This is a genomic window from Streptomyces sp. NPDC058239 (genome assembly GCF_042882185.1).
Taxonomy (GTDB): Bacteria; Actinomycetota; Actinomycetes; order Streptomycetales; family Streptomycetaceae; genus Streptomyces.
Window position 1 is genome coordinate 15,099 of record NZ_JBHVWS010000088.1, and the last position, 12,701, is coordinate 27,799.

The following is a 12,701-nucleotide window of genomic DNA, read 5'->3' on the forward strand; positions in this document are numbered from 1 at the left end:
TAGCATGACAACTATGCAATTGGGCCTCATCGGCCTCGGCAAGATGGGCGGCAACATGCGCGAGCGGATCCGCCGCGCGGGCCACACCGTCATCGGCTACGACCGCAACCCGGACCTCGCCGACGTGAGCAGCCTGGCCGAACTGGTCGAGAAGGTCGAAGGCCCGCGTGTGGTGTGGGTGATGGTGCCCGCGGGCGGCCCGACCCAGTCCGTCATCGACGAGCTCGGAGACCTGCTGGAAGCCGGCGACACCGTCGTCGACGGCGGCAACTCCCGCTGGACGGACGACGAGAAGCATGCGGAGGAGCTGGCGGCCAAGGGCATCGGCTTCGTCGACGCGGGCGTCTCGGGTGGTGTCTGGGGTCTCCAGAACGGCTACGCGCTGATGGTGGGCGGCGACGCCGAGCACATAGCGAAGGTCCAGCCCATCTTCGACGCACTCAAGCCCGAGGGCGACGCAGGCTTCGTCCACGCGGGCAGGGTCGGCGCCGGCCACTTCTCCAAGATGGTCCACAACGGCATCGAGTACGCCATGATGCAGGCCTATGCCGAGGGCTGGGAGCTGCTGGAGAAGGTCGACTCCGTCACCGATGTGCGCGAGGTCTTCCGCTCCTGGCAGGAGGGCACGGTCATCCGTTCCTGGCTGCTCGACCTGGCGGTCAACGCGCTGGACGACGACGAGCACCTGGAGAAGCTGCGCGGCTATGCGCAGGACTCCGGCGAGGGCCGCTGGACGGTCGAGGCGGCGATCGACAACGCGGTGCCGCTGCCCGCGATCACCGCGTCGCTGTTCGCGCGCTTCGCCTCCCGTCAGGACGACTCCCCGCAGATGAAGATGATCGCCGCGCTGCGCAACCAGTTCGGCGGCCACGCCGTCGAGTCGGCGAAGTAACCGCCATGGGCGACCTCCTGCTGGTCCGCCACGGCGAAACGGAGTGGAGCGTGTCGGGCCGGCACACAAGCTGGACCGACCTGCCCCTCACCCAGCGCGGCGAGGAGCAGGCCAAGTCCCTCGCCCCGCTGCTCGCCGGGCGGACCTTCGCCCTCGCGCTCACCAGCCCGCTGGGCCGCGCCGTGCGGACAGCGGAACTCGCGGGCCTGTACGACGTCGTACCCGAGCCCGATCTGCATGAGTGGGACTACGGCGCGTACGAAGGCGTGACGACCCTCGAGATACATCGCACCCGGCCCGACTGGTACCTGTGGAACGACGGGGTGCCGCCCGGCGCGCCCGGTCATCCGGGCGAGTCGCCGATCGAGGTGGCACAGCGCGCCGACCGCGTGCTGAACCGCATCGGGACGGCACTCGACAGCGGTGACGTGGTGCTCGTGGCCCACGCCCACTTCCTCCGCGTACTCACAGCGCGTCGCCTCGGGCTGCCCGCCGCGGACGGGCGGCTGTTCCAGCTGGCGACGGGGACGGTCAGCCGGCTCTCCACCGAACACGGACGACCTGTGATCGCCGAGTGGAACACCACAGGAACCTTCCGCCAGGGAATGGATCTGGCGCGGCAGAGTCGCGCATGAGCTCGGCCCCGCCCGGACCGTCACCCACAAGGGCCTGGCACATGGTGACCCGGCCGCGCTGACGTCTGTCACCTGGCAGGGCGACCGGGAGCTGTGGACGTGAGCCGAACGTGGCCGGTGGAGCGGAGAGAGGAACTGTGTACCTCCGTTTCGCCGGCCACGCCGCTACCAGAGGGTGGGGTCGGCTGCCGCGCCACCGGACCCGGTCAGGGCCGTCGAGCAGCTGCTGAGTGTCTTCGAACCCGGCACGGCGCAGGAACTCGATGACATCGAGGTCGTTGCAGGCGATGCCAGGAATGTGGGCCTCGCCGGCGGTCCGGGCGCTTCGCCGGCTGCCACCGGGCCGCCTTTCCGTACGGTGCCGTGCTCGCCGAGACAGCGCCGCGGCCCCGCCGGACTGGACGCTCGGCAGCCCGGTACCACGGGTCCTGCTGACAGCGGCGTAGATCATCCAGCCGGTCTCCCGTGGCAGCCCTCCTCGCCTGCGGCGAAAATGGTGACCGGAAGGCAAATGAGGAGGTTGGCATCCGGTGTGAAGCTCTCCCGTAGCCGTGTTGCGTCCGACGCGCGGCTCGCGCTCGGCTCAGGCGCGGGTAGGAAAGGGCTCAAATCCGGTGCCCTGGGACTGTGGTCCTCCGTTGCCATCGGCCTGGCGTCCACCGCCCCGGCATACAGCCTCGCGGCCACGTTCGGCCTCATCGTGGCGGCCGTCGGTCTGCAGGCCCCGGTCATCACGATGCTGGCCTTCGTCCCGATGCTGCTGATCGCGTACGCCTACAAGGAACTCAACGCGAGCAACGCCGACTGCGGGACCACCTTCACCTGGGCGACCCGTGCCTTCGGACCGCGCACGGGCTGGATGGGCGGCTGGGGCATCATCGTCGCCGACATCATCGTCATGGCGAACCTCGCCGAGATCGCCGGCATCTACAGTTTCCGGCTCCTGGGCTACGACTCACTCACGGAAAGCAGGGTGTGGACCACCATCGCGGGCGTCGTCTGGATCACCGTGATGACCGCGATCTGCTACGTCGGCATCAAGATCTCGGCTGCCGTTCAGTGCTGGCTCCTGTTCATCGAGGTGGCCGTACTGGTGCTGTTCGCCGTCACCGCCCTGGTCAAGGTCTACACCAGCGCCCCCGAGACGGCGATGCATGTCTCCGCCTCCTGGTTCAACCCCTTCCACGTGCCATCGGCCGAAGCGCTGACCTCCGGCATCCTCGCGGCCGTCTTCATCTACTGGGGCTGGGACACCGCCGTCACGGTCAACGAGGAGACCGCGGACAGCACACGCATCCCCGGGCGCGCCGCCGTCATCTCCGTTGTGCTCCTGCTGGTCCTCTACGCCCTGGTAGCCACCTCGGCGCAGGCCTTCGCCGGAGTCGGCTCCGCCGGAATCGGGCTGGGCAACAAGGCGAACGAGGGTGATGTGCTCTCGGGCCTGGGCAACGCCGTCTTCGGCAGCCAGGGCTTCGGGCCCGCCTTCTCCAAGTTGCTGATCCTCATGGTGCTGACCTCTGCGGCGGCCTCGACCCAGACCACCATCCTCCCGATGGCCCGGACCGTCTTCTCCATGGCCGCGCACAAGGCCATCCCCTCCCGATTCGCGCGCGTGCACCGCAGATACCTCACACCGACCTGGTCGACCGTCAGCTTGGGCCTGGCCTCCGTCGGCTTCTTCGTCCTCCTGACGGCAATCAGCCGCAACGTCCTGGCCGACTCCATCGGGTCGGTCGGCCTCGCGATCGCGTTCTACTACGGCCTCACCGGCTTCGCCTGTGTCTGGTACTTCCGCAAGGTGCTCACCCGCAGCCGCAGGGACTTCCTGTTCAAGGGCCTGCTGCCGGGTCTGGGCGGGCTGACGATGCTCTTCCTCTTCTGCTACGCCGCCTTCGGCGTCTACGCCGACCCCGACTACGGTGAGACCTCCATCGATCTGCCGTTCATCGGACAGACGGGCGGGGTGACCGTCGTGGGCCTCGGATCCCTGCTGCTCGGCGTCGTGCTGATGCTGGTCGTCACGCGCGAGCACACCGCGGCCCTCAGGCTTCAGCGCAGCCTGCTGCCTCACCGGCTGTCGCAGCGGACCGCTGTCGAGATCGCGAGCCGCTATGTGCCCGCCGACAGCCGGTCCGGGGTGGGCGGTGACTGGTTCGACGCCATCCCGCTGTCCGGCACGCGTGTCGGCCTGGTGGTCGGGGAGGTGCTCGGCCACGGACTGCTCGCTGCCGCGACCATGGGGCGCCTGCGTACCGGCGTACGCGTCCTCGCCCGTCTGGACCTCGCCCCGGACGAGCTCCTCTCGCGCCTCGGCGACCTGGTCGGCCAGACCGCCAAGGAGCGGGCGGCCACTCAGGGGGCAGGCGGCGCGCGCCCCGGGGATGACGAAGCCCTGGGGGTGACGTGCCTGTACGCGGTGTACGACCCGGTGTCGGGACAGTGCAGCATGGTGCGTGCCGGCCACGCGCTGGCTGCAGTCGTCCTGCCGGACAGTGGCGTCGCCACCTACCCGGAGCTCCCGCCGGGCCCGCCGCTGGGACTGGGTGGTCTGCCCTACGAGACCAGGGAATTCCAGCTGCCGCGGGGCAGCCTCGTCGCCCTCTTCACCGACGGCCTCGTCCAGACGGCCGCCGACGACCACGACGTCGGACTCGGCCTGCTCGCCGATATCCTCGCCCAGTCCCGGCGTCCCTTGGAAGAACTCTGCGACCGCGCAGTCGCGACCCTGGTGCCGGGGCCGGCGAACGACGACGCGGTCCTGCTCCTCGTGCGCACACGGATGCTCGACGATCACCGGGTGGCTGTGTGGGAACTCAGCGCGGAGCCGGCGATGGTCGGCAATGCCCGCGCCATGGCCACGGGGCAACTCGGAGAATGGGGATTGGACGAACTGTCGTTCACCACCGAACTCATCGTCAGTGAGTTGGTCACCAACGCCATCCGCTACGCCGCCGGGCCGATCCACGTCCGGCTCATTCGCGACGAAACCCTGATCTGCGAGGTCGCCGACACCGGGCACACCTCACCCCATCTGCGCCATGCCGCCGCTGACGACGAGAGCGGCCGTGGCCTGTACATCGTCGCCCAGATGGCGCAGCAGTGGGGCACGCGCTACACGCCCACCGGCAAGACCATCTGGGTGGAGCAGGCCCTGCCGGCAGCCCCTGCCGTCGGTGAAACACCCTGATAGAGCGTTTCGTCTCGGGACCCCCGGGCGGCATCCGTTCGGGGGTGCCGAGCCGCGGCAGGCGTCGGACTCGGCGGTGGCGGTACGAACGGCGCACCTGGCGGCGGCCGGCCCTCGGGAGGCGACCGCCCTTCGACGGGACCCGGCTCGGTCATGACACCCTCCCATCTGGTCGATGCTCCACTGCCACGTCAGCGGAGCCGTGCGGCTGCGGTCCGGGGTGTCTGTCCGGCGCAGGCGTACAGCCCCTCGCGCTCACACCCCGTGCCGCGCCCGCCGGTGCGTTGACTCCGCGTCATGGATCACGGGCGTGCTCGCAGTTGGTGCGGAGTCCAGCGTGGAGGCCGACGCCCGCTCCGGTATACAGGCCGTCGTCCGGGCCTACCTGGACTTCGTACAGGCCCATCCGGAAGCGGTCCGCCTCATGCACTCCGTCACCGCGGACCGTGAAGGCATGGCACATGCCGGACAGATCCGTGACTCTCAGGAGGCCCGGCTGACACCGATCACCCACTGGATCCACACGCACAGGGAATCCGGCGACCTTGCCGCGCTGTCCGCCCTCGTGATCGAGTGCCTCGTCCTGGGGCCGGTCGTCGGCGTCGTCCGCCGCTGGCCCACAGTAGGGGATGTTGACCTGGAGGAAGCCGCCCGTGCACTGCCTGAACACATCTGGCGCTCGGTCAGCTCCTGAACCGATCCACCGCATGATTCCTGATCAGGGGCATGACCCGGATACGCCAGAAACCCGCCGCAGGATGATCTTGAGCGTCTGACGGGTCGTCCACGACGCCGAGACCGTACGACCTGGTCGTCGTGCTCGCGCAACATTCGCATGACGGTGGCGGGCGAGGGGCGCTGCCCCCTCCTCGCGCCCGTGGTGATGACGAGCCGCCCACTCCTCGCGCCGCATCCGCGTCGAGCACGGCATCGCCCACCTCAAGAACTGGCGAGTTCTCGTTCGCCACCACGGCCGTCGTGAGCACATGACCGACACCATCCAAGCTGTCGCCGGACTGCTCTCCCACCAGCAGGCCACCACCCTGACCGGAAAAGCCGCTAAGCAGCAGTATTGTGCCTAACCGGCGTCCAACGGCCGTTCGAAGAAGGTCTCCAGAACCACCGTTGCCTGCGTCCCGCTGACCCCGTCGATTGCGTACAGGCGGCGCAACACGTCCTGGAGCCCCTCGGTGGTCGTGGTGCGCACCTTCACGAGGACGGCCGCGCTGCCGGCGATGACGTGCGCCTCCTGGATCTCAGGCACGGCGGCGAAGTCCTCGGCCCGGTCGCCCATCCATGCCGTCGAGTCGACCAGCACGAAGGCGAGGACCCCGCGGTCGAGCGCCGCGGGGTCGACGTCGACCGTCGTGGCCCGGATGACCCCCTGTTCGCGCAGCTTGCGCACGCGCTCGTGCGCAGCACCCGCTGACAGGCCGACCGCCTTGCCCAGTGCGGCGTACGACTGAGTGGCGTCATGCTGGAGCAGCGCGATCAGCTGACGGTCGATGGCATCCACTGTTTTCATGCGATGACCATACCTGGTTCGGCTGTATGCGTGTTACGTTGAATCATATCCTGGTCAATTCCTCTGAGAGGACGCCATGTCCACCGACGGCCTGTACGAGATCCTGGACGACCGCTTCCGCACCGGACGCTGCGCGAACGGCGACAGAAGGCTGGAGGTCCTGCACGACGGTTGCCGCTGGGCCGAGGGTCCGCTGTACCTACCCGCCTGGCGCCAACTGATCTGGAGCGACATCCCGAACGACCGCATCCTGCGCTGGGACGAGGCCACCGGCACGGTCGGCGTCTTCCGTGCCCCGGCCGGCCACAGCAACGGCAACACCCTCGACCGGCAGGGTCGCCTGGTCACTTGTGAGCAGGGCAACCGTCGTGTCACCCGCACCGAGTCCGACGGGACCGTGACCGTCCTCGCCGACCAGTACGCCGGCAAGCGGCTCAACAGCCCGAACGACTCCGTCGTACGCTCCGACGGCACGATCTGGTTCTCCGACCCGGACTTCGGCATCACCAGCGACTACGAGGGCTATCGCGCCGAGTCCGAGATCGGCGAGTGCAATGTGTACCGGATCGACCCCGCGACGGGGGACGTGCACCTCGCCGCCGATGGTTTCGCAGGACCCAACGGCGTCATCCTGTCCCCCGACGAGACGCGGCTGTACGTCTCCGACTCGCGGGCCGCCCGGGTCCACATGTTCGACATCCGCGAGGACGGCACGCTCTGCGACGGGAAGGTCTTCGCCGAGGGCCGGGGCGACGTCCACTTCGACAACATCCGCTTCGACGACGAGGGCCGCCTGTGGGTCGCCGCCCTGAACGACGGCGTCCACTGCTACGACCCCGACGGCACCCTCATCGGCCGACTGCGCGTGCCCGAGCCCGTCTCCAACATCGCCTTCGGCGGCCCGAAGAACAACCGCCTGTTCATCACGGCCACCACTTCCCTGTACTCGCTGGTGATGTCGGTGACCGGGGCGCCGCGCCTCTAGCTGCTTCAGCAGCGTTTCGCTGTCGATTCCGTGTGTCCGCGCGCCGGTGGTGTCGTGCTCGCGCCCCGACCTCACCGGCGAGACCTGGATGGGACAGCCGTCCGGGGCGGCGATGACCTGCACGTTCCCTCCGTGATGCTGGTGCTTGCCGGACCGCCACAGGTCGGCCTTGTTGGGGCCGGCGGCGGCCACGCGGTCGGTGCGGATGACGGTGTCGTCGAGGTCGAGGCGAGTGTGCCCGGAGGCCGTCGCGCGCTCCAGTGCGTGGACAGGTCCGCAGTGTGGTCGGCCGGCACGGTGAGCCCTTCGTGCAGGTACCGGGAGCCGTCGGGGCCGAGATGCCGTTGTCCCCGCAGCGGACGCACTCGTACGCCAGCTCCCCCCTGAGAGAGAAGCGACAGCGACGGGATCCGGCGGGGGACGCGATCGCCTGCTGACCGGGGCGCCCGCTGCCCGGTCCACCGCCACGTGTCCGGTGGCGGCCCCAGCCCCCGCCGGCTGGGCAGCCGTCGCGATGTGTCATCCGCCCGAGGCCGTGTCCGCGATGTGGTGGCCGGCCTCGGCGAGGCTCTCCGAGACCGCTTCGGCGAACGAGGCGATCGCCGCGTTGTGCCGGCTCGGCACCCACACCACCGAGGTCAGCCACGCGAGCGTGTCCCCTTCCAGCGGCCGCCACACCAGCCCGTCGATGAGCGGTGTCGCCGGGGCCTCGTTGAGGTGGATGCCGCGCCCCGCGAGCACCAGCCCGTGCACGAAGTTGGGATTGCGCGCGTGTCTGATCGATCCGGGCAGGAAACCCTCGTCCCGGCAGATGGTGAGCATGTGGTCGTAGAGGCGCGGCGCCATCGCGCGCGGGAAGATGACCAGTGGTGCCCCGTCCAGGTCCCTCAGCCGGACCGCGCCGCCGCCCGCCGCCGCGGCATGGTCCGCCCGCAGCACGACGCCCAGTTCGCGCCGCGCCACAGGGCCCGATTCCAGGCCCACCGTGTCCGACGGGTGCCGAACCACCCCGGCATCCAGCTCACCCTCGCGCAGCCGGGCCAGTTGTTCGTCGGTGGTGAGTTCGTGGAGGTCGATCAGCACGTCGGGCACCCGGTCGGCGAAACCGGCGGTGAGGGTTCGCAGCACTGTCGGGCCGGTGTCGGGCGGTACGCCGACACGCAGCACACCTGCCTCGCCGGGACGAATCCTGCGCATCGCCTCGCGCGCGGTGTCCACCCCTGCGAGTACCGGCCGCACATGCTCCAGGAGCAGCGCCCCGGCCTCGGTCAGCTGGACGCGGTGCCGCGTGCGGTCGAACAGCCGTACCCCGAGTTCGCGCTCCAGGTCACGGATGCGCTGCGACAGCGGCGGCTGGGCCATGTGCAGACGTTCCGCCGCCCGGCCGAAATGCAGTTCCTCGGCAAGGACGGCGAAGTAGCGCAGGTGACGGAGCTCCATGAGCGGACCATATCGCTCCGATATCACCGTCAGTCCCGATTGGTGTTGGCCGGATCACATCCCTCCCTGTTTGCATGACTGCTCACGGGAAGCCCGCTCGCGGACATCCGCCCGTAACTCCGGCTCCCCGGCGGCCCCGCCGCCTTCTTCCCCTGCCCATCGCGAGAAAGGCATGCCGTCATGACCGAGAACAGCACCGTCGTCGTCACCCACCACCTGGTGACGGACACGGCCGCCGATGCCTACGTTGCCGAGGTCATCCTCAACCGTCCCGACAAGCTCAACGCCTGGACCGGCGGGATGCGGAGCCGACTGGTCGCGGCGCTCGAATCGCTGGGGGACGACGGGCGCTGTCGCGCGGTCGTTCTCACCGGCGCCGGGCGCGCGTTCTGCGCCGGTCAGGACCTCGCCGAGACTGCGGCGATCGACCCTGACGACCACGCGGCCGCCGAGGCATGGATCGACGACTTCGGCCGGCTCTTCCGCGCCGTACGCGGCCTGGACAAGCCGGTCGTCGCCGCCGTCAACGGTGTGGCAGCGGGCTCGGGTTTCCAGTTCGCCCTGCTCGCCGACTTCCGCATCGGCCACGCCGCCGTCCGGATGGGGCAGCCGGAGGTGCTGTCGGGCATCCCCAGCATCACCGGGATCTGGGCCATGCGGGGCATCCTCGGCCGGGCGAAGACCGCCGAGTTCGCGCTCGGCGGCCGCCTCGTCGACGGCACCGAGGCCGAGCGGCTCGGTCTCCTCACGCGTCTCGTCGCACAGGACGAGGTCAAGGCGGAAGCACTGGCCGAGGCGGCCCGGCTCGCCGCACTCCCGCCCGGCGCGGTCGCCCTCACCAAGGGCCGGCTCCGCGAACTGGACGACGCGGGCCTCGACGACGCGATCGAGGCGGCCAAGAAGGTGCATACCGCCGCCTATGCAACGGGTGAGCCCCAGCGCGAGATGGCCCGCTTCCTGGCCGGCCGCCGCCGCTGAGTCCGCCGCGCCCGCGTCCCCGCCCCCTCATCCGCAGGAGAGGAACCCCCATGACCACCAGCGTCACGCCGCACACCGGCGCGGCCTCCGACGGCGAGAGCGCCTACCGCCGTCTCGTCGAAGAACACCGGTGGACCGTCCCCGACCGGTACAACATGGCCGCCGATGTCGCCGACCGTCACCCCGGCGACCGGCTCGCGCTCGTCTTCGAAGACCACACCGGTCACCGCGAAGAGGTCGTCTGGCAGCAGATCCAGGATCGCTCCCGGCAGATCGCCGCCCATCTGCACGCGCTCGGCGTACGCAAGGGAGACCGGGTCGCGGTGCTGCTCCCTCAGCGCCCCGACACCCCGGCGACCTACCTCGGCGTCCTGCGCACCGGCGCCGTCCTGGTGACGATGTCACTGCTGTGGGCCGACGAACCCATCCGCTACCGGCTGGCCGATTCCGGTGCCGCCGTTCTGGTCACCGAGACCTCCGCCGCCGATCGCGCCGCCGGTTTCGGCGGCACGGTGGTGAACGTGGACGACCCGGCGATCAGTGCGCTGCCCCCGGTGTACACCACGGCCGACACTGCCCCGGACGACCCGGCGCTGATCTTCTACACCTCGGGCACCACAGGTGCAGCCAAGGGCATCGTGCATGCTCACCGGACCCTGCTGGGGCACAACGAATTCCGTCACTGCCACGATCTGCGACCGGGCGACGTGTTCTACGGAGCCGGGGACTGGGCCTGGTCCATGGCCAAACTGATGGGCCCTCTCCGCGCGGGCGCCGTGCACCTTGTGTACCGGCCGGCCGGCGGCTTCGACCCCGCCGGGCTGCTGGCCGCCATGTCCCGCAACAAGGTCACAACGGCCCTGGTCAACCCGACCTTCCTGCGTAAGATGATGCAGGATGTCCCGGATGCGGGCAGTAGTCACCCCCAGTCACTGCGGGTGGTGTGCTCTTCGAACGAGCCGCTCACCCCTGATCTCATCGAGTGGTTCCGTGCCCAGTTCGGCGTCACCCTGCTGGACTACTATGGGTCCACCGAGTCCTACCCGCTGCTCGGCAACTTCCCCGGCGTACCGGTCAAGCCCGGCTCGATGGGCCGTCCGCTTCCCGGCTGGGACGTCTCGCTGATGGACGCCGACGGCCACGAGGTGCCGGTCGGGCAGCCGGGCGAGATCTGCCTGCGTGCCCGATCCAACCCCCAGTTCCCGCTGGGCTACTGGAACCGTCCCGAGGCATCGGCCGAGTCGTTCGGCGGCACCTGGTACCACACGAAGGACCAGGCCGTCATGGACGAGGACGGGTACTTCTGGTTCCTCGGCCGGACCGACGACGTCATCAAGACGTCCGGCTACCGTGTGGGGCCGTACGAGGTGGAGGCCGTGCTGCGCGGTCACCCCGCGGTCGCCGACGCCGGAGTCGTCGGCGTCCCGGACCCGGTGCGCGGACAAGCCGTCAAGGCCTGGATCGAGCTCAGCCCCGGCTACGAACCGGACGAAGCCCTGGCGCGGGACATCAGCCGCTTCGCCCGCGCCGCGCACTCGCACTTCGCCTATCCGCGCCTGATCGAGTTCGTCGGAGAACTTCCCCGCTCGGCCACGGGAAAGATCCAGCGAGCCGCTCTTCGCGCCCGTGACCTCAGCCCCGTCGGCCCCGACGCCGCGGCGCCACCCCGGAAGGACGGACGGACATGACGACCGACAGCGGTGCCCCGGTGTCCCCTCTGCTGCCTGCCACGTCCGCGGTCCCCGAGACTGCCGACACCCCGGGCGTGCGCCGCAAGGTGGCCACCGCGACGGCCATCGGCAACTTCGTGGAGTGGTTCGACTCGGGCGCGTACGCCATCATGTCCGCGACCATCGCCGGGCTCTTCTTCCCTCAGTACGACAAGACCGCGGCCCTCCTCGCCACCTGGGCCGTCTTCGCCGGCGGCTTCATCGCCCGCCCCCTCGGCGCCGCGTTCTTCGGCCGCTACGGCGACCGCATCGGACGCAACCGCATGCTCGCGCTGAGTGTGCTGTGCATGAGCGGTTCGACCCTGCTCATCGGTCTGCTGCCCAGCTACGCGACGCTGGGCATCGCGGCCCCCGTCCTGCTCTTTCTGCTGAGGGCCATGCAGGGCTTCTCCACGGGTGGCGAGTACACCGGGGCCTCGGCGTTCATCATGGAGTACGCCCCCGAGGGCCGCCGGGCACGCTATGCAAGCGTGGTGCCGCTCACCGTCGGATTCGCCTCCGTCGCCGGTGCGTCGACCGGCCTGCTGATCACCTCGTCGCTCGACGAAGCGGCGCTGAACAGTTGGGGCTGGCGCATTCCGTTCCTGCTCGCCGGGCCGCTCGGTCTCATCGGCCTGTACCTTCGCAGCCGCATTCAGGACACCCCGGTCTTCCGGGCCCTGGAGAAGGGCGACGTGGTGCAGGAGGCGCCGCTGCGCGAGGCATGGCGGGTCTGCCGCCGGCAGGTACTGACCCTGTTCGGCTACAGCATCACCAACGCCGTCGGGTACTACCTGATGAGCAGCTACATGATCGCCTACATGTCCGAAGAGGTCGGGTACACCAAGTCGGAGGCCATGCTCACCAGCATGGTGGCCATGCTCGCGTACAGCCTGGCCTGCCCGCTGATGGCCGCGGCCAGTGACCGGTTCGGCCGCAAACCGATGCTGCTCATCGCGTGCGGCGGCTTCACCGTGGCCACCCTGCCCGCTTTCTGGCTGATCGGTACGGGGCTGACGGGTGCGATCGCGGGCACGGTGGTGCTTGCCGTACTGGTCGCGGTGATCGGCACCTCCAATGTGCCCGCGATGGTCGAGATGTTCCCCGGCCAGCTGCGGGCGAGTGGTTCGGCCATCGGCTACACCGCCGCGTACGTTCTCTTCGGCGGCACCGCCCCCTTCGTCGCGACCGGTCTGGTCTCCCTGGGCGGAACCCCCTTGGCTCCCGGCTTCTACCTGATGGGGCTGGCGCTGGTGTCCGCACTGGTGGTGCTCTTCTCCTTCCGGGAGACGCTGCACCTGCCGCTGACGCGCACCACCGTGTACGAGGAGTAGCACCGTCCCGACGAGC

The 12,701-nt window shown here is 69.6% G+C and carries 10 protein-coding genes and 1 pseudogene; 8 read left to right on the forward strand and 3 right to left on the reverse strand.

What is annotated here, in order from left to right; translation table 11 throughout:
* Nucleotides 1-13: 13 nt before the first annotated feature.
* From gnd to ACFVYE_RS44650, 4 genes are all read left to right on the forward strand, one after another.
* On the forward strand, nt 14-892 hold the full coding sequence (gnd, locus tag ACFVYE_RS44635) for a phosphogluconate dehydrogenase (NAD(+)-dependent, decarboxylating) (protein ID WP_383970732.1): 879 nt from the start codon (nt 14-16) through the stop codon (nt 890-892).
* Nucleotides 893-897: 5 nt separating this feature from the next.
* Nucleotides 898-1,527, forward strand: a complete 630-nt coding sequence (locus ACFVYE_RS44640) for a histidine phosphatase family protein (RefSeq protein ID WP_383970698.1) — start codon at nt 898-900, stop codon at nt 1,525-1,527.
* A 532-nt stretch (nt 1,528-2,059) separates the two neighbouring features.
* Nucleotides 2,060-4,714, forward strand: coding sequence for an amino acid permease (locus ACFVYE_RS44645; protein WP_389609243.1), 2,655 nt, complete (start codon nt 2,060-2,062; stop codon nt 4,712-4,714).
* Nucleotides 4,715-5,024: 310 nt separating this feature from the next.
* Nucleotides 5,025-5,408, forward strand: coding sequence for a hypothetical protein (locus ACFVYE_RS44650; protein WP_383970693.1), 384 nt, complete (start codon nt 5,025-5,027; stop codon nt 5,406-5,408).
* A 384-nt stretch (nt 5,409-5,792) separates the two neighbouring features.
* Here the strand turns inward: ACFVYE_RS44650 and ACFVYE_RS44655 are convergent, their stop codons facing one another.
* On the reverse strand, nt 5,793-6,230 hold the full coding sequence (locus ACFVYE_RS44655; protein ID WP_383970729.1) for an Lrp/AsnC family transcriptional regulator: 438 nt from the start codon (nt 6,228-6,230) through the stop codon (nt 5,793-5,795).
* A gap of 85 nt (nt 6,231-6,315) precedes the next feature.
* On the opposite strand from ACFVYE_RS44655, the gene ACFVYE_RS44660 reads away from it, so the two are divergent.
* Complete coding sequence (locus ACFVYE_RS44660; protein WP_389609245.1) at nt 6,316-7,224, forward strand: SMP-30/gluconolactonase/LRE family protein; 909 nt, start codon at nt 6,316-6,318, stop codon at nt 7,222-7,224.
* 24 nt (nt 7,225-7,248) lie between these two features.
* On the opposite strand, the pseudogene ACFVYE_RS44665 reads toward ACFVYE_RS44660, so the two are convergent.
* A pseudogene (locus tag ACFVYE_RS44665) lies at nt 7,249-7,573 on the reverse strand (transposase family protein); the annotation flags it as partial.
* A 170-nt stretch (nt 7,574-7,743) separates the two neighbouring features.
* Complete coding sequence (locus ACFVYE_RS44670; RefSeq protein WP_383970688.1) at nt 7,744-8,664, reverse strand: LysR family transcriptional regulator; 921 nt, start codon at nt 8,662-8,664, stop codon at nt 7,744-7,746.
* 180 nt (nt 8,665-8,844) lie between these two features.
* On the opposite strand from ACFVYE_RS44670, the gene ACFVYE_RS44675 reads away from it, so the two are divergent.
* From ACFVYE_RS44675 to ACFVYE_RS44685, 3 genes are read left to right on the forward strand one after another with little or no spacing between them, the layout of a single operon-like run.
* Nucleotides 8,845-9,642 carry an enoyl-CoA hydratase/isomerase family protein gene (locus tag ACFVYE_RS44675; RefSeq protein WP_383970685.1) on the forward strand — a complete coding sequence of 266 codons (798 nt, stop codon included), beginning with the start codon at nt 8,845-8,847 and terminating at the stop codon, nt 9,640-9,642.
* 50 nt (nt 9,643-9,692) lie between these two features.
* Complete coding sequence (locus tag ACFVYE_RS44680; protein WP_383970683.1) at nt 9,693-11,330, forward strand: acyl-CoA synthetase; 1,638 nt, start codon at nt 9,693-9,695, stop codon at nt 11,328-11,330.
* Nucleotides 11,327-12,685 (forward strand): MFS transporter, encoded by a 1,359-nt coding sequence (locus ACFVYE_RS44685; RefSeq protein WP_389609248.1) that lies wholly within the window; start codon nt 11,327-11,329, stop codon nt 12,683-12,685. Before ACFVYE_RS44680 ends, ACFVYE_RS44685 begins: the two co-directional genes overlap by 4 nt.
* Nucleotides 12,686-12,701: the final 16 nt, after the last annotated feature.

What these genes read in the sequence shown, in the direction of transcription:
- gnd (WP_383970732.1), top strand. Translation starts at nt 14, where the DNA reads ATGCAATTGGGCCTCATCGGCCTCGGCAAGATGGGCGGCAACATGCGC.
- ACFVYE_RS44640 (WP_383970698.1), top strand. Translation starts at nt 898, where the DNA reads ATGGGCGACCTCCTGCTGGTCCGCCACGGCGAAACGGAGTGGAGCGTG.
- ACFVYE_RS44660 (WP_389609245.1), top strand. Translation starts at nt 6,316, where the DNA reads ATGTCCACCGACGGCCTGTACGAGATCCTGGACGACCGCTTCCGCACC.
- ACFVYE_RS44670 (WP_383970688.1), bottom strand. Translation starts at nt 8,664, where the DNA reads ATGGAGCTCCGTCACCTGCGCTACTTCGCCGTCCTTGCCGAGGAACTG.
- ACFVYE_RS44675 (WP_383970685.1), top strand. Translation starts at nt 8,845, where the DNA reads ATGACCGAGAACAGCACCGTCGTCGTCACCCACCACCTGGTGACGGAC.
- ACFVYE_RS44680 (WP_383970683.1), top strand. Translation starts at nt 9,693, where the DNA reads ATGACCACCAGCGTCACGCCGCACACCGGCGCGGCCTCCGACGGCGAG.
- ACFVYE_RS44685 (WP_389609248.1), top strand. Translation starts at nt 11,327, where the DNA reads ATGACGACCGACAGCGGTGCCCCGGTGTCCCCTCTGCTGCCTGCCACG.